Annotated in this window: 13 protein-coding genes; 4 read left to right on the top strand and 9 right to left on the bottom strand. The window is 40.7% G+C overall.

What is annotated here, in order from left to right:
* Nucleotides 1–9 precede the first annotated feature (9 nt).
* Nucleotides 10–3,117 carry a GTP-binding protein gene (locus tag CRI9333_RS26030; protein ID WP_015201269.1) on the bottom strand — a complete coding sequence of 1,036 codons (3,108 nt, stop codon included), beginning with the start codon at nt 3,115–3,117 and terminating at the stop codon, nt 10–12.
* Nucleotides 3,118–3,416: 299 nt separating this feature from the next.
* Between CRI9333_RS26030 and CRI9333_RS00620 the strand changes: the two genes are divergently transcribed.
* Both CRI9333_RS00620 and CRI9333_RS24545 read left to right on the top strand, forming a co-directional pair.
* On the top strand, nt 3,417–4,913 hold the full coding sequence (locus CRI9333_RS00620; RefSeq protein ID WP_015201270.1) for an HlyD family efflux transporter periplasmic adaptor subunit: 1,497 nt from the start codon (nt 3,417–3,419) through the stop codon (nt 4,911–4,913).
* A 187-nt stretch (nt 4,914–5,100) separates the two neighbouring features.
* Nucleotides 5,101–6,771 carry a glycoside hydrolase family 26 protein gene (locus CRI9333_RS24545; RefSeq protein WP_198013596.1) on the top strand — a complete coding sequence of 557 codons (1,671 nt, stop codon included), beginning with the start codon at nt 5,101–5,103 and terminating at the stop codon, nt 6,769–6,771.
* A gap of 172 nt (nt 6,772–6,943) precedes the next feature.
* Here CRI9333_RS24545 and CRI9333_RS00630 read toward each other — a convergent pair whose 3' ends face one another.
* From CRI9333_RS00630 to glyA, 8 genes are all read right to left on the bottom strand, one after another.
* The gene (locus tag CRI9333_RS00630) at nt 6,944–7,531 is read right to left on the bottom strand and encodes a hypothetical protein (RefSeq protein WP_157462216.1); all 588 of its coding nucleotides are present in this window, start codon (nt 7,529–7,531) and stop codon (nt 6,944–6,946) included.
* Between the two features lie 238 nt (nt 7,532–7,769).
* Nucleotides 7,770–10,514, bottom strand: a complete 2,745-nt coding sequence (locus tag CRI9333_RS00635; protein ID WP_015201273.1) for a type I secretion system permease/ATPase — start codon at nt 10,512–10,514, stop codon at nt 7,770–7,772.
* Nucleotides 10,515–10,544: 30 nt separating this feature from the next.
* Nucleotides 10,545–11,495 (bottom strand): GGDEF domain-containing response regulator, encoded by a 951-nt coding sequence (locus CRI9333_RS00640; RefSeq protein WP_015201274.1) that lies wholly within the window; start codon nt 11,493–11,495, stop codon nt 10,545–10,547.
* 13 nt (nt 11,496–11,508) lie between these two features.
* Nucleotides 11,509–12,267, bottom strand: a complete 759-nt coding sequence (locus tag CRI9333_RS00645) for a peptidylprolyl isomerase (protein WP_015201275.1) — start codon at nt 12,265–12,267, stop codon at nt 11,509–11,511.
* Nucleotides 12,268–12,301: 34 nt separating this feature from the next.
* On the bottom strand, nt 12,302–12,769 hold the full coding sequence (gene aroQ, locus CRI9333_RS00650; RefSeq protein ID WP_015201276.1) for a type II 3-dehydroquinate dehydratase: 468 nt from the start codon (nt 12,767–12,769) through the stop codon (nt 12,302–12,304).
* Nucleotides 12,770–12,778: 9 nt separating this feature from the next.
* Nucleotides 12,779–12,916 carry a hypothetical protein gene (locus CRI9333_RS27160; RefSeq protein ID WP_015201277.1) on the bottom strand — a complete coding sequence of 46 codons (138 nt, stop codon included), beginning with the start codon at nt 12,914–12,916 and terminating at the stop codon, nt 12,779–12,781.
* Nucleotides 12,917–13,222: 306 nt separating this feature from the next.
* The gene (locus CRI9333_RS00655) at nt 13,223–14,512 is read right to left on the bottom strand and encodes a competence/damage-inducible protein A (RefSeq protein WP_015201278.1); all 1,290 of its coding nucleotides are present in this window, start codon (nt 14,510–14,512) and stop codon (nt 13,223–13,225) included.
* A 126-nt stretch (nt 14,513–14,638) separates the two neighbouring features.
* On the bottom strand, nt 14,639–15,922 hold the full coding sequence (glyA, locus tag CRI9333_RS00660; RefSeq protein ID WP_015201279.1) for a serine hydroxymethyltransferase: 1,284 nt from the start codon (nt 15,920–15,922) through the stop codon (nt 14,639–14,641).
* A 217-nt stretch (nt 15,923–16,139) separates the two neighbouring features.
* On the opposite strand from glyA, the gene CRI9333_RS00665 reads away from it, so the two are divergent.
* Together CRI9333_RS00665 and CRI9333_RS00670 are read left to right on the top strand one after the other, a co-directional pair.
* Nucleotides 16,140–16,337, top strand: a complete 198-nt coding sequence (locus CRI9333_RS00665) for a hypothetical protein (protein ID WP_015201280.1) — start codon at nt 16,140–16,142, stop codon at nt 16,335–16,337.
* Between the two features lie 74 nt (nt 16,338–16,411).
* Nucleotides 16,412–16,885 carry a Tic20 family protein gene (locus CRI9333_RS00670; RefSeq protein ID WP_015201281.1) on the top strand — a complete coding sequence of 158 codons (474 nt, stop codon included), beginning with the start codon at nt 16,412–16,414 and terminating at the stop codon, nt 16,883–16,885.
* Nucleotides 16,886–16,963: the final 78 nt, after the last annotated feature.

Genomic DNA, 16,963 nt, shown 5'->3' on the forward strand with positions numbered 1-16,963 from the left:
GATAACCAATCAAACTTCACTTCTACAATCATTAAGCCGATAGCTCAACCATTCATTATCTAAGTTCTCACCAATGAGTATAAGTCGATTTTCCGGCTGCTGCTTCCACCTTTCGTGATAAAGCGAAAAACGCTTACCACTAAGTAAAAAGCCATGACATTTTGGGCTTTGCTCAAACAACAGAATACCTTTACCCCAAAATACATTTGTAGGTAATTGTTTATCTAAAAACACTTCAAACTTTTTCATATCAAAAGCTGCGTCACTTTGATATGAAAATAAAGATAAACTATTATCATCCAAATAACCCCGATTTAATCCGATCTTATTCAGACCTAAATCAAAGATTAACGGCAATGGCAACTTGGCATATTTGCAACGCAGAGTTTTAGCTGTATTTTTAGATTCACTAATAATTCTTTCAACTTGCCTCAATTTATCTTCAAGAACTAAATCGGCTTTATTTAACAAAATAATATCACTATAAATAATTTGATTTTTACTAGCTTCATCTTTTAACTGATATGTAATAAATTTTTCTGAATCGACAACTGTAATTACAGAATTAACGTGAGTTCTATATTTTAAGTCTGTATCTACAAAAGCCAAAATTAGTTGTAAAAGATCAGCTTCTCCACTGGTTTCTATTACTAAATGATCTACCGAATTTTGTCTATCCAAAATCTCGTAGATAAATTGTATAAAGCGTTGATAATTGGCACGATTTCTAGGTTGATAAGTCCAAGTATCTAAATTTTTAGTATAAACTCTGGGCATTTTGTCAATGCTAACATTGCCTTCTTCATTAATTAATATGGCTAGCTTTAAATCAGTTTGTTTTTTGATAATCTCTTGCAACAAAGTTGTTTTACCACTGCCATTTTTGCCCGTAATGATAGTCACAGGTAAACCAATGGGAGGGAAATTTGCAATAATAGTTTGCAGATTATGGAGATTTTGATCGCGAATAGCTACAATTTGATACTGACGTTTGACTTCTATGAGTGCTTCTTGAGCAATATCTTTGTTAGTTTTGGCTTCTACTAAATTAGGATTCAGCTTAATTGCTTGATTATAATCGGCGATCGCCTTTTCATATTCACCTAACTTATGAAAAACATTGCCTCGTTGTTCATAAGCTTCAGCATGGTTATAGTCCAGCCATAATACCTGTGTATAATCTTCAAGTGCTTGTTGATATTCCTCTAGCTGTACATAAGCTAGTCCACGATTGTAGTATGCTTGCGCCCAGTCAGGTTGGAGTTTGATTACTTGCGTCAATTCATCAATAGCTACCGGATAGTTACCTTCCTGAGCGTAGTTAATTCCTCTATAATAAAAAGCATCAATTAAGTTTAAGCTGCGATTATCTGACAAAATAGACAAACATTGATTAACCCTACCAACATACTGAGTGTCTACAGGATATAAAAGTGACTGCATTAAATCTAAAAGACTATTTGTTATCTCTTGATCACCTCGTAAATTATTAGAAATCTGATCCAATATATTTGCTGGTGGAATAACTCCCCGCAATTGCAGCCAACTTTGCAGAGCATAGTTAAGTTGACCACGCATCCAAGATTTATCATCTAAATATGTTAAAACTTGAGCTAAATCCAAAGCTAATTCGGGGATTGTATCAGGTTGTCGCTGTTTTAAAGTTTCATATACTTGTTTATAAGTAGCCACAACTACTTGAATTAGTTGCTCGCTTAACTCTTCATTTGGGAATTCTTCTAAAAAGCTAGGCAGTATTTCTGGTAATTTTGGACGTACATTATAGTGGTGTAAATAGTATTGATCTACTGCCAAACCTGCAATAATCGCATGACAAAAAACTAACAAATCTGCAATACCTGACCAATATTCCTCAAAATTAACGTAATAATTATATTCTTGGTTCCAATCAATCTCTTGGTCTTCTTCCTCAGCTTCTAAAATTCCCAAATTAATTTCATGCTCTCCTCCACGCCTTTGTATTTCCGCTAATGTTTTTCCTTTTTTCAAAAGCATTAAGCGATACTGTTTCCAACGCAGAGTTTTTTCTCTTACTAAAGGGTATAAAATCTCTTTCCAAGGTATAGAGATAACTTTCTTGTAGTGATGAGTTGTTTCCATCATGTCCCACCATCCAACATAAAGGCGAATAGCATCTCCATCTATCTTGGATTCCAAGATTAAAGTGGGAATAGATTTATGAGTCCAATGTAAACTTTCCAAAGCAGCTTCACTTTGAAACTGTTTAGTTTTGTAAGCTCCATCTAAAAGTTTTGTGGGTCGCTCTTGGCTATGTAAATCGTAGTTAACACTGAGAAAATCCCGTAATTCATCGGTTAATTTAGCTGCAATTTTGCCAACTCCACGAGCCGCGTATGGAAATTCATCTGGTTCTAAGGTTGGTGGCCAAATTAAAATCAGAGGTGGGATAGGTCTACTACCATCACGATATTGTTTATAAAAATCTAGCGTCGGCGTACACTGAGAGACTAAAGGATGGTTCTCTAAAATTTTTTGAAATTCGGCTCCTACCAGTAATGCTTGCAAATGGCGTTCTGCAATTAGCATCTGGATTTCACGATCATAAAGCTTTAAATCCCACTCAGATTTTTTCCGCTCTAGTGGTAATAATTCTTCAACTTTATGTCTATTGTTTAAGTTTAAATTTTGCCAATATTCACTAAAAGCTGCCACTTCTTCTAGACGTGAAACATCAAGTTTAGCTTGCATCACAGCAACATCAAAACTTTGTTTCAATGATTGTAATTGCGGGTCTTCATATTTTTTTTGTAAATAATATTCATGTAATAATTGTGCTTTGAGGAGTTTCACCTCAAAACTTTGCCGTTCATTCTCAAGATCATCAAGGAATTGCTGCTGAATTTGTTGTAAATTCGTTTGTCCTTGCAGTCGTGCCTGTTCCAACTGATATTGAAATTGCTGCTGCTTTTCTTGCTGACGGATATGAAATTGCTGGCGAATTAATTCTGGCTTAAATTTTGGGTCAGTTTGCTTGCTTAAATTGGAAATAGCTACAGTAAGGTTCTGGGGACAATACATCAGTTGTAGACTACTTTCAATACTTTCTATCAGCTTTTTCGACCATTGCAAAACCATGTCTCTCTCTCCAGCTATTGATAGCATTTATGCCTAAAAGTAAACCTTATCTGATATAATTTTCATGCCTCAGTGAGAATTAACCTTATAAGATCTCACCCGTTAGTAAATTATTTATATAAGTGCAACTCGATACTATACTGGTAAATGCTCAAAATACAAGTGCGGTACTCCTGTGGAGTCGCTACGCGATACTCCTACGGAGTCGCTATGCGATCGCATCTGATTAATTAACATAAAAACACCATTATCTCTAGTAACACTCTGGCGTATTACCAAAATTTTGAAGTCAGCAGTTTATGCGATCGCCCCTAACATCTTCCCCTGCTCAAGCGCGTCAAACTAAAGAGCAATTTGCCACTCCAGAAGATTATTTATCATACGAACTTGGCAAAGCAGTTCAAGAGTTACCGCCACTTTATACCAGATTATTAGCAGGTAGTATTAGTTTAATGGTATTTGGGGCGATCGCATGGGCAAGTTTCAGCAAAGTAGATGAAGTAGCTGTAGCTAACGGTGAGTTGATACCCGTAACCCAAGTACGCCCGATGCGATCGCTAGGTGAAGGTACAATTCTTTCAGTCAGAGTAAAAGAAGGCGATCGAGTTCAAAAAGATCAAGTTTTAATTGAACGTGACCCAGATTTACCACAAACAGAAGTTAGTATTCTCACTAAACAAGCCGAGAAAATTCAAGAAGACCTAAAGCGCCTAGAAGCAGAACGCACAGGAGCAACAACTGCACTCACCCCAGAGCAAGCGCAGCTAAGAAACTCTCGTCAACAAGCATTTGAAAAAAACTACGCCGCAGCCATAGCCAAAGCAAACAGTCAAATTGCCGTCATTAATCAAGCTAAATCTCGCTTAAGTCAACTCCAAGAAAACTGGATTAACGCCAAAACCAGCCTTGCCAACGCTGAAACTAGCCTTGCCAGCACCAAAAGCCTCCTCCCCAAAGCTCAAGCCAACCTTGCCCTAACTCAAGAAAGAGCAAACTCGCTCAAAAACCTCATTGGCACAGGCGCTGTACCTCGACTAGATTACCTTGAAGCTCAAGAAAGAGTTTTGAGGTCTCAAGCCGATGTCACCAGAGCCGAAGACGACATCACTAAAGTTAAAGATAGAGTAACTGAAGCTCAAGATAAAGTTAGCTCCATAGCAAAAGAAATTACCACCCAACAGCAACAAATTACTCAAGCAGAACAAGTATATCAATCCGCTCGTAATGAAGCTGCCCGCCTACCTTCTGAAAGCCAGATTGAAACCCTCACAGCAATTAACCAGCGCAAAGAAGACCTAGCCAAAGTTGCAGGTGAGTTAGAGCAGGCGAAAAAGCAACGAGAAATTGAAACCATCAAAGCACCAGTTGCAGGTAGCGTTTATAGCGTCAAAGCAACAAAAGGGCCTGTGCAGTCTGGAGAAGAATTATTATCTATTCTTCCAAAAGGAGAAGAACTTTTGCTAGAAGTCAAAGTTCTCAACCGTGATATAGGGTTTATTGCTAAAGGAATGAAAGCAAAAGTCAAAATGGCAGCATTCCCCTTTCAGGAATTTGGCACCCTTGAGGGTAAAGTAATTCAAATTAGCCCAAATGCAATTATTGACAAAGACTTAGGCTTAGTTTTCCCCACCAGAATTAAGCTAAACCAACACTCAAGTAACGTGCGGGGTGAAAAAGTCGCCTTTACCCCAGGAATGACTGCGACGGGAGAAGTGGTCATGCGCCAAAAAACAATTTTAAATTTCTTAATAGAGCCTGTTAGCCGCAGCTTTGGTAATGCTTTCTCAGTCAGATAATTTAGCATCAATACTTAAGTAACCATAACCTCGTTACCAGGTTCAACCTGGTAACAAAATCAAGTTGAGCCTCCCAATAATTGAGCGTGGAGCAAGATATTAAGTATAACTACTGAGGTGATTTAAATAGTATAGTTATAAAATTATCTTCATAATGAGTAATAATAACAGTTATTTGATAAATAAAATGAATAATATAAAACAGTTGACAAAAGATTATTTTAAACCACAATCAGGGACAGAGCGTGGTTTAAATATTACTCCCAGCAGTCAGGGATTATTAAGTGATGAGCTTAAAACCAATCCCAATTCCTTAAAATTGAGTAATCGTAGTAGCTTCAATAACATTGATTCTACTATTTCAAGAGATGCTAAAATTACCTTAAATAGTAATCGCAGCACTGTAGGTTATAAAAATGTCACTTACAATGACCTTGTTAGTAAAACAAATATTAACAACTACTATTCTGTTAAGCTTGATAACAACAGCAACCTAAACGTTTCACTTCATCCTAAAAAGGCAACTTCCTTAGAAGTTAAAGTTCTCGATAGCAAGGGACAGCCGATCCAAAGTTCCATTAGCACAAAAGCTAAACCAGGAGAAATTAGTCTTAATCTTCCTCAAGGCAATTATTATATAAAAGTATCTCCAGAGATAGCTAGAAGCACAACTAAATATGAACTCAACTTAAGCACCATACCAACTTCTACCCTCACCAGTAAAACATCAGGCGCTTTATCGGAGTTGGGATCTATTGCATATAAAGATAGTTCTTCAAGCATCCCAAAAGTTGACAACTATCAATCTACAACCACAACCGACGGCGTTATAAAAGATCCCTTACTAGGCGTTTACTACGGCAACCAAGGCTGGAATATGGGTCAGGTTCAAGCTATGGAAACCTGGCAAGGTAAGAAAAATGCTGTGCTGAATATGTTTACTGACTGGGGTAGTGATAGCACCACTATGAACAACCTGTTTAACACACAGCTTCCTAACATTTGGAATAATAAAAACATTCCGATGATCAGTTGGGAACCGTTAACATCTGGCTCTAGCACTCCTGATAATATCGAAGTACTCATAGCTAACGGTCAATTCGACACCTACATTAACAATTGGGCTGATAGATTAAAAACCTTCTTAAGTGGATCAGACGGCGTTTATAATACAGCAGACGATCGCCGTGCATACCTGCGCTTTGCCCACGAAATGAATGGTGACTGGTACGCCTGGAGTGCTGCCAAGGGAGGGAATTCGCCCACAGATTACGTCAATATGTGGAAACATACCAAAGACATCTTTGACGCGAAAGGCATGGATGCCAGCCGCCTACAGTGGGTTTGGACTGCCAATAATACTGATGCTGGAGGCTTTACAGCCGAGCAATACTATCCAGGTGACGCTTATGTTAACTGGGTAGCCATTGATGGTTATAACTGGGGAACGAGTCAGTCATGGTCAAGCTGGCAAACACCAGGCGAGGTTTTTGATAATATGCTTGGTCGCCTCAAAGCTATATCCACCAGACCAGTTGGTATCACTGAAGTAGGTTCTTCGACAAAGACAAGTTCCGGCACCAGTTTAACAGCCAAGTCACAATGGATGACTGATATGTTTAACTATGCTGTTAACAAGGACATCAAAATGGTTACTTGGTTTAACCAAGATAAAGAAACCGACTGGGCAGCATTCGGCGGTGCTAACGGGGATGGCACCTACAAACCCAACAGGAGGACGACCTACAAGACATACGCTGCTTACAAGACAGGTATTACACCAGCCAGCTATAGTGGCTCTGATGTTAACAACCCGCGTCTATTGACAGATACCTTCTTTTATGGACTCATGGCTTAAAGCCTATCTATAATAGGGCTTACGCAGGTTTAAAAAGGGCGGGTTTACCAAGATATCTGTAAATACGCTGGTTTGCTTGTCAACCCGCCCCTACACATAACACATAACCTCTGTAGTCAACATAAAAATAATTAGCATATAAATCTCTTAAAATCACTTTTTGGATAGCTTCTTAGCGAATTTTTGTAACGGTTAAAGTGAACTCTCCCGTAAAATCGTTACTACCACTAGGATGTGCGCTAAAAGGCGATACAAGGTCAATGTTTTCCACATTTGAACTAGACCATTTGTAGCTGGTTAGTGTCACCATTGTCGATTTATCTACAAAACAAAGTGTACCTGCTCCAGGTACAGCGCTTTCTGCTAACCCTGCTAATGGCAAAGTATTAGCGTTACTATTCACTGAAAAGCTTGTTATTGGCGATGCGGGTAGAGTGTTTATAGGGGCAAAAACTGAAATGCCTGGTTTAGTGTTGTTGCCATTGAAGAATAAATTTAAGCCAAAATAACCAAATTCAAAAGTTGGTTCACCATACATTTTAAACGTATAGACACCAGGAATATCTAATGAGATATTTATAGGAACATTACCCTCATCTAGACCATTGATAAATTTACCGTTTTGTTGTACCCAAACGTTATAAAAATCATCACCTCGACCGCCCCTAGTATTAAAAATCTGTCCTCCGCTAGCACTTCCCGATTTATCGGTAGAGAAGATAATCAGTCCAGTCAATGAAGTTGATTGTGCTTTGCTCACTGTGAATAAAGCTATTGACCCAGCTATAAAAGTGGTGCTTAAGGTTGATAATAAATTTTTTATAGAAATCATATCTAGTTTATCTCTATGATACTTATTGCAAAAATCAGTTATTTATACTGTGTTTATCTGTGTGCATTTGTGGTTAATTATCTAAAATTTGACTTATACAAAAGACGCTTATAAGCTTTACTTAAAACCAAAGATACATTTTATTTTTGCATAAATTTATGTGGTATCAAACTGAGGACTGCTGACGTTGATATAGTGACCAATATAAACCTTTCTGCTGCAACAATTCATGGTGAGTGCCTTGTTCAGCAAGAATGCCTTTTTCTAATACCAAAATTGTGTTAGCGCGTTTTAGTGGAGCAAAACGATGGGCAATCAAAAAGACGGTGCGGTTTTGGGAAATTCGCTGTATATTCTGTAAAACTTGTTGCTCTGTCTCGCTATCTAAGGCGCTGGTAGCTTCATCAAGAATCAAAATAGGGGCTTGCGAAAGGAATAAACGCGCTAGGGAAATGCGTTGCCGTTGTCCACCGGATAAAGCTGTGCCTCGCTCTCCTACATTAGTTTCGTAACCTTGGGGCATATCACTGATAAAGTCATGGGCTACTGCTAGTCGGGCAGCTTCTACTACTTGTTCAGCAGTAATATCTGGATTGCCCAGGGTGATATTTTCTAGGATAGAACCATTAAAGAGAAAATCTTCTTGTAATACCACACCAATTTGTTGCCGTAAAGAAACTAAATCCGCACTTTTTATATCAAAGCCATCAATAAGAATGCGACCTGATTCAGCTAAATAAAGGCGTTGCAATAGTTTAGAAAGAGTGCTTTTACCAGAACCGCTACGACCAACAATTCCGACAAACATCCCTGGTTGTACTGTAAAGGAAATTCCTCGTAAAATTGCTTCTTGGGACGAGTGATAACGGAAGAAAACTTGATCGAAATTAACTTGACCTTGCAGAGAAGGTAAAACTAAACCCGCTCCCAATTCGGCTTCGGGAGCAACATTGAGAATATCCCCAATCCGGTCTACAGATAGCAGCACTTGTTGCAAGTTTTGCCACAGTTGCAATAAACGTAAAAGCGGCCCTGTGACTCTACCAGAAAGCATTTGAAAGGCAACTAGCTGACCAATTGTTAGTTGGTGATTGATGACTAGCTTGGCTCCATAGTAGAGAATTAGTAAGCTAGATAAATTGGTGAGAAAGTCGCCAATATTGTTACTGATATTGGAAGTAGTTGAGGCTTTGAAGCTGGTGCGGATGAAGCGAGCAAATAAACCTTCCCAGCGATCGCGTGTCGTTCTTTCTGCCCCATGTGCCTTAACTGCATGAATACCTGTCACTGTCTCTACTAGAAAAGATTGACTATCGGCACTGCGGTTAAAACTTTCATTCAACCAGTTACGCAAAATTGGAGTAGCCAGCAATGTCAGAATTGCAAATAGTGGAATAACTGCAAGAGCCACCCCCGTAAGTTGGATATTGTAGTAAAACATTAGTGCCAAATACACCACAGTAAAAATGGCATCTAAGATCACAGTCAACGCCGTCCCTGTGAGAAATTCGCGAATGTTTTCTAGTTCCTGTACTCGTGCAACTGTATCTCCTACCCGCCGAGACTCAAAATAAGCCAGAGGTAGGCGCATCAAGTGACGAAATAGCTGTGCTGATAAACTTAAGTCAAGGCGGCGGGCGGTATGAGTAAAGATGAATAACCGTAAGATGCCCAAAAGAGCCTCAAAAAAAGCAACGGAAAGTAAAGCGATCGCCATTACATCTAAGGTGGCAATGCTTTCTTGTACCATCACCTTGTCAATAATTACCTGAGTGATAACTGGTGTCGTTAACCCCAACAGTTGCAACGTCAAAGACGCGATCAGTACTTCTAATAACAACCCCCGATAGCGCCAAACCGCAGGTAAAAACCACGACAGGTTAAATTTCTCCTGTTGCTGAATCGGTTCTACTTGCCACAATTCCCCATTCCAAGCAGCTTCAACTTTCGACCGAGAAACCCAATCGCAAGTTTGACTAGAGTTAAGAGGGTTAGCAATCAGCAAGCGATCTTTTCTTACCCCATACACCACCACCCAGCTTGACTGTTGCCATTGCAACAAAGCTGGAAATGATAGCTGTCGCAGGTTACTCCAAGAAGTTTTTAACCGTCGCAGTTGTAGCCCCAACTTTTCGCCAGCTTCCACCAGATGTTTAGGGCGTTGTCCCCTTAACTGACGTTGCACCCACTCTAGCTTGCCTGAAATTTGCAAATGTTGTGCCACCATTGTTAAACAAGCAGCACCCGTATTAAGGCTAGAAACAAAAGGATAACCCGATACTGGCTGTGGGGCGTACTCATAAGTAGTTGGTACAGACTTTAACTGCCCCTGCCTCTCCTGCCTCCTCTGCCCCTCTGCCCCTCTGCCCCTCTGCCCCTCTGCCTCCTCTGCCCCTCTGCTCCCTGTGCTACCTCTGCTCCCTCTGCCCCTCTGCTCCCTCTGCTCCCTTTGCTCCCTTTGCTCCCTCCGCTCCCTTTGCTCCCTTTGCTCCCTTTGTTCCCTCTGTGAGGATGAAACATGGCTCCAGAAGGCAGAATCCCAGCGACCTACTATTACTTCTTTGCTAGCAGCGATCGCTTTGATTGAGCCTGAAAATTCCTGTAAATCACCAAACCAATCCCCTTCTGCTAAAGTAGCTAAAGGCTTAGAGGCTCCTTCTTCCCTCAGACGAACTTTTCCAAAAAGAATAAAAAATTGGTCGCCTGAACTATCTGTAGACCAAATTTTCTCTCCCAATTGGTAGCGACGAGTTTCGGCTTGACTTTGGAATTGTGCTTGCTCTTCAGGATTTAACCAGGAAAGTGGTGGGACATCCCACTCTAAAGATGCAAGCTCCTGTAACTCTACTTCCTCAATCCAGCTTAGATCTTGTGCAGCTTGAGGGTCATGGGGATCTTCTCTGCTAGCCATTGATCGAATAGTTTAGTAGGTTGAGGATTTTTAATCATCACATACTTCTAGAACCACGCGATCGCGCCCTGCTTTTTTTGCCTGATACAACGCCTGCTCTGCTGCCCCAATTAGCGTCTCTGGCACAGTTTTAAAATGAGGAAACGTGCTAGATACGCCTAAACTGAGTGTGACATACTGAGCAATGGGGGAACCTTTATGAGTAATGTGTAATGACCTAACTTTCTCTCGAATTTTATTAGCAACTTGAATAGCACCTTCAGCTTGGGTGTAGGGCAAAATCACAGCAAATTCTTCACCCCCATAACGGGCTACTAAATCTGCTGGTCGTTTGGCGATACCACTGAGCAGATCGGCAATTGTCTTTAAACACTTGTCTCCAGTTTCATAACAGTAAATTTCGTTGTAACGCTTGAAAAAGTCAATATCGCAGAGGATGAGAGATAAAGGCAATACTCCTCGCGCCATCCGTCGCCACTCTAAATCAAAAGATTCATTAAATTTTTGTCTGTTAGCAACCTGAGTCAAGTCATCCGTACCAGTAAGGCTCTGCAACTTCTGGTTTGCTGCTTTTAGTTGTTGATAAAGTTGGGATTGTTCGACCAAACGCCGCACACGGTGAATTAGTACAACCCAATTAAATGGCTTAGTAATATAATCAGTAGCCCCAACTGCAAATGCCTGATTAATTGAGTCTTGATCGTCTTCTGTAATGAGCAACACTGGGGTATGGGCGCTTTCAGGAAGCGATCGCAGATGAGTACAGCAGGTAAAGCCATCCATCACTGGCATCATAGCAGCTAACAAAATAACGTGCGGTTGAATACTCTTGAAAACCGCTATACACTCAACACCATTGCTCACTTCTACAACTTTGTACCCTTCTTGTTCCAATGTTTGACACAGCAGTAACCGCGTCATTTTGTCGTCCTCCACTACCAGTATGAGCGGTGGATCATTAGGAAGTGAGGGCGTATTCATCTTTAATCCCTACTCAAATTGCCAACAATTTGACGGTCAGCTTTTGAATTTTATCAGTTAACCATTGATCAAACAATTCATTTTTTAACGATTCAATTAGTTGAGGATCTTCTACATTAGCTGGCAGAAACTTTCCCACTTTAAATAATGCCCAAGTTCCTTCAATTTCTAAAGGACCTACTAACTTACCAGGACTAGCCAAATCAACTGCTGCCCTGATTTTATCTGGCAGGCTTCCTCTACTAAGCACTCCCATCATGCCGTTAACAATTCGGTCATCTGCTAGGGAATACTCCATCGCTAACTCTTCAAATGTCACTCCCTCTTCAATTTGGCTTGCTAATTCCTCAGCTAACTCCTGATCAGCTACAATAATCCTAGAAAGGACTACCCGATCCAAAAATATTTTCCGTTCAATAAAATATTCTTGTAGTTTCGGCTCAGTAATTTGATCTCTTAGCTTTGCTAATTTAAAACTAGCAACCATCTGATTGTGGAAAGTAGCGTAATCTATACTGTTGCTACTAAGCCATTGCGCGAAAGCTTGGGGGTTACTGAGATTGCGCTCTAATCTAAAATCAACTACTGCCTGCTCAGTTATTGCAGGACTAATATCAAGATCGTCTCTATTTTGTAATTCTTGCTCTAGCACATATTGCCGTAAAATTTCTCCAATAAACGGAGTTAATTTACCCGAAAATTGGAGATACTTTAAACCTTGTTCCAAAGAAATAAGTTGGTCATCAATACTTAAAAATTGGCTAGGCTGCATCACAAATTTCTCTAAAATATTCGCTCAGAAATTATCAAGCATTTGATTGTCTGAGGTGATTAACCAAAGCGTGTAATCCCAAACGATAACTATCAGCGCCAAAGCCACTGATTTGTCCAATAGCTATCGGTGCGATAAATGAATGGTGGCGAAATTCTTCACGACGATAAATATTGCTCAGATGCACTTCAACTGTAGGAATATTTACTGCGGCGATCGCATCTCGAATAGCTACACTTGTATGAGTATAAGCACCAGCATTAATCAAAATACCCTGATGCTTTCCTTGGGCATCATGGATAGCATCGACTAAAACACCTTCGTGATTTGATTGATGAGCCGATATTTCCGCCTCTAGTTTCTGTGCTTCCTCTTCTAATAAGCGATTAATTGCTTCTAATGTCACACTGCCATATATTCCTGGCTCTCTACGCCCCAATAGATTAAGATTGGGGCCATGCAGAACCAGTACACTCACCACTTGCAAATGTTCGGTTAACACAGTTGCAGACTAGCGACGACGACGTTGATCATTGACAGGAATGGGAATAAGTTCGGGTTCTGGTTCCGCCTCATCGCCTAGCAACGCTTCAACGATTTTGCGAGCCCATTCCTTTAGCTTTTCCAACAATGTATCTATATAGTCCATTTAATAGAAAGCTCCAGCGAGACAACCTGCATACCTTATTGACAGCTTGGCAAACTTATGAGTTAAAATACCTGTCCCTCTAGAGGGAAATGGTGTTTTAGCTTGCCTAATTAATTATCAATAATAAACCAGATCTTTTGTTACATTTCTTAATTTTTAGCTTAACATATTTGCCGATCAGATTTTCATCCTACCAAAGTCCTAAGTTCTAGCTGGCTTAGGCATCTTAAGAGGGATTGACCTTCAGGTAGCTCAACAAGATTTTTTTATAATGTTTTAACAAATCGTGATCAAAAATTCCCAAAATTATCGCCTAGAGGAATTGGCAAGTAATTTGCGTCGTAGTAAGTCTAGGGCTTGACAAGCTGACATCTGCCGAATCAAAGACCGCTCTTGCTGAGGATTTAGCTGATACTTCAAGCTTTCTACAGTGTTATCCGGTGCAGCAATGCCGATGTAGACAAGCCCTACAGGTTTAGTCTCTGTACCATCTCCAGGGCCAGCAATACCAGTGATACTAACTCCCCAGTCAGTCGCCAAACGCTGCTTAACTCCTATAGCCATTTGCTGGGCAACTAAATCACTCACAGCACCATGTTGGGCTAAATCTTCAGGGTTGACATCTAATAGAGAGATTTTTACCTGATTATCATAAGAAATTACGCCACCCATAAAGTAGCTGGAACTACCAGAAATAGTAGTAAGCATTTGTCCCAACCCACCGCCAGTACAAGATTCAGCGACACTCAGCGTTTGACCTGATGATTGCAACAATTGACCAACTACTGAGGCGAGGGTATCATTATCAGCGCCGTAATAGTCTAATCCAGCAATTTGTTGTATTTCTTGCTCAACTGGCTTAATTAGTTCAAGTGCTGCTGTTTCTGAACTAGCAAAGGCAGAAACTCGCAATCTTACTTCGCCTTGACCCGCATAAGGTGCAACTGTCGGATTAGGTAAATCAAGTAAAGAAGATACTTTTTCAGCTAAAGCAGATTCAGCAATGCCCCAGAAGCGTAGCATTCGGCTATAAATGATTTGTTTGCCCCAACCTTGACTTTTGAGGTAGGGAACGGCTGTTTCTTGCCACATCCGCTTTAATTCGCTTGGCACACCTGGAAAGGTAAGAATTGTCAAGTTAGGGCGGGGTTGCCAGATGATTCCTGGGGCTGTGCCTGCGGGGTTGGGCAAAATATCCGCGCCTTGAGGAATCAAAGCTTGTTTGCGGTTGCTGGGTGTCATTTCACGCCCCCGTTGGGCATATTTACGGGTAATATCTTCAATTACCTCTGGACGTTCAACTAGCGGGGCGTTAAAGAAATCAGCAATTGTTTCAGTGGTGAGGTCATCTGGTGTCGGACCAAGACCGCCAGTAAAAAGTAAAATTTGCGTTCGCGCAAGCCCGCCGCCTTGTGGCGATCGCGCTGTAGCAATTTCCAATACCTGCTTGAGACGTTCTGGGTTATCTCCCACTACGGTTTGATAGTAATGAGGAATTCCTAGCCCAGCTAACTGTTTTGCTAAAAACTGGGCATTAGTATTAAGAATATCCCCTAGCAGTAACTCGGTTCCGACACAGATAACTTCAGCAGTCATATAGCTTTTAGTGGTTAGCGGTTAGCTGTCAGCCGTCAGCCGTCAGCTTTTTAAATAACTCTTAATCTATTGTGGCTGATAGCTGTAGGCGCTCCGCGCCGTGGCGGAGCATAGGCTGATAGCTAATTAAACCATTGCTGGTACGGGAATGTTGAGGTGAGGATAGAGGGGGAAGCGATCGCACAAAGTAGCTATTCGACGCTTACAATCATTAGCTACTGCTTCCGATTCAGGATTCAACAGGCGATCAGCAATAATATTAGCAATCTCTGTGAATTCTGCCACACCCATACCGCGTGTAGTCATCGCAGGTGAACCGAGACGGATACCGCTAGTTACAAACGGTGACTCAGGATCGAAGGGAACTGTATTTTTGTTGGCTGTAATATTAACATCGCCTAACAATTGGTCAGCTTTCTTCCCAGTCATGCCAATAGAACGTAAATCTACCAGCATTAAATGATTATCTGTGCCACCAGAAACAATATTTAAGCCACGTTTTTGTAACTGATTTGCCATTGCACGGGCATTCTCAATTACATTACCGGAATATTCTTTAAAAGCAGGCTGTAAAGCTTCATAAAAAGCCACTGCCTTACCTGCAATGACGTGTTCTAGTGGGCCGCCTTGAGTACCAGGGAAAACAGCTTTATCTAATTTTTTACCCAATTCCGCATCACGGGTCATAATTAAACCACCTCTGGGCCCACGTAAAGTTTTGTGGGTGGTGGTAGTAACTACATCACAGTAAGGGACGGGGTTAGGATGATGACCTGTTGCAACTAAGCCAGCGATATGAGCGATATCTGCTAATAAGTATGCACCCACTTCATCTGCGATCGCGCGGAACTTTTCAAAATCAATAATCCGAGGATAAGCAGAATAGCCGCAAATTAACAATTTCGGACGATGTTGTAGCGCCAATTCCCGAATTTGTTCGTAGTCTAATTGCTCAGTTTCCTTGTTGACTCCATAGTGGCAAACCTTAAACCATTTTCCTGATACATTCACAGGAGAGCCATGAGTTAAATGACCACCATGAGACAAATCCATCCCCATAATGGTATCGCCTGGTTCTAGAAGCGTCAGGAATACCGCAAAATTAGCTTGAGCGCCAGAATGAGGTTGAACATTAGCATGAGCCGCACCAAATAGCTGTTTAATGCGGTCAATCGCCAACTGCTCAACTTTATCTACAAATTCGCAGCCACCGTAATAGCGTTTTCCTGGCAAACCTTCGGCATACTTATTTGTCAACACCGAACCTTGAGCCGCTAAAACTGCTGCTGAAGTAAAGTTTTCACTAGCAATTAACTCCAAATGGTCGCGTTGACGCTGGAGTTCTTGCTGAATCAACCCAGCAATAGCCGGATCAGTGGAGCCAAGAAAATCTAAATTGGTTTGAGACACTTGAGTCAATCCTAGAGATAGTTACTAATTTCATAGACAAATCTGACTTTGGCTATTACTTTATAGCTTTATAAGATTTTACCCATTTTTTTTCGCTTAGAGCAGTTAAAGATTTTCTTGTTGCGATAAGTTAAAGAATGTAGCAATTGTGTCTATCTGCCTGAAGTAATAATCTAGAATAAATTTAGACCTATCGGGGAGCGACTGGAGGTAGTAAATGCTAGTCATTCTCACAGATAATCAAATACTTACCCCACATCTAGTGTGCCAAGGTTGTCTATTAGCAGATCATAGTGGTCAACCACGTTGGCATCATGGTCAACTGAGGTGTGGTCAAGCAATTCGCCAAAAGAGCGAAAATCAACCTCAGCAGTACGAGTGTCAAATGGGTTTCCGACTTGCCAACCTGAAGTAGGGGTTTTTAAACTGCTGCGTTATCCTAAATTTAGTAAGACTTAACACTAAATAAATTTTTTAGGAGAATGCACGATGAGTTGGCGTGGATCTGTAACACCTCAAGACAGAGTTTTTGCTTCTCTGCCTTATTTACTTCCTTTAATTGATGTGCTGCCATTTGGCGCTGTTCTGTTTGCACAGTTTCCTAGTCTTAGACTGCTGTTTTTACCACTACAGCCTTTGATAATCATTAATAGTATCCCTTTTGCTAGCTTAATAATTTTCTTTGTTTTATACTTGGCAGTAGTTAGAAACGAAAGTATTAGCCATTTTATTCGGTTCAACACTTTACAGGCAATTTTGTTAGATATTGTTTTGGTTTTGTGCAGTATGCTTACTGGAATATTGCTTCCAGGGCTAGGTCAAAACTTATTAACAGAAACGTTGCTTAACGTAGTATTTCTAGGAACTATCGCTGCTTGCGTATATTCAGTAGTGCAGTCGTTGCTAGGACGTTATGCTGAAATCCCAGCACTTTCAGAGGCGGTTTATACGCAAGTGCGCTAGGGTTAGTTATCAGTAGCTTGGAGGAATTTCAAACTATTGTAATTACGGGATGGTGAGTAAGTCTTAATTGCTCAAGTG

The sequence above is a fragment of the Crinalium epipsammum PCC 9333 genome, assembly GCF_000317495.1.
GTDB lineage: Bacteria > Cyanobacteriota > Cyanobacteriia > Cyanobacteriales > PCC-9333 > Crinalium > Crinalium epipsammum.

Bases quoted from the DNA above. Each gene is read 5' to 3' on its own strand.
- CRI9333_RS26030 (WP_015201269.1), bottom strand. From the start codon at position 3,117: ATGGTTTTGCAATGGTCGAAAAAGCTGATAGAAAGTATTGAAAGTAGT.
- CRI9333_RS00620 (WP_015201270.1), top strand. From the start codon at position 3,417: ATGCGATCGCCCCTAACATCTTCCCCTGCTCAAGCGCGTCAAACTAAA.
- CRI9333_RS24545 (WP_198013596.1), top strand. From the start codon at position 5,101: ATGAATAATATAAAACAGTTGACAAAAGATTATTTTAAACCACAATCA.
- CRI9333_RS00635 (WP_015201273.1), bottom strand. From the start codon at position 10,514: ATGGCTAGCAGAGAAGATCCCCATGACCCTCAAGCTGCACAAGATCTA.
- CRI9333_RS00640 (WP_015201274.1), bottom strand. From the start codon at position 11,495: ATGAATACGCCCTCACTTCCTAATGATCCACCGCTCATACTGGTAGTG.
- CRI9333_RS00645 (WP_015201275.1), bottom strand. From the start codon at position 12,267: ATGCAGCCTAGCCAATTTTTAAGTATTGATGACCAACTTATTTCTTTG.
- CRI9333_RS27160 (WP_015201277.1), bottom strand. From the start codon at position 12,916: ATGGACTATATAGATACATTGTTGGAAAAGCTAAAGGAATGGGCTCGC.
- CRI9333_RS00655 (WP_015201278.1), bottom strand. From the start codon at position 14,512: ATGACTGCTGAAGTTATCTGTGTCGGAACCGAGTTACTGCTAGGGGAT.
- CRI9333_RS00665 (WP_015201280.1), top strand. From the start codon at position 16,140: ATGCTAGTCATTCTCACAGATAATCAAATACTTACCCCACATCTAGTG.
- CRI9333_RS00670 (WP_015201281.1), top strand. From the start codon at position 16,412: ATGAGTTGGCGTGGATCTGTAACACCTCAAGACAGAGTTTTTGCTTCT.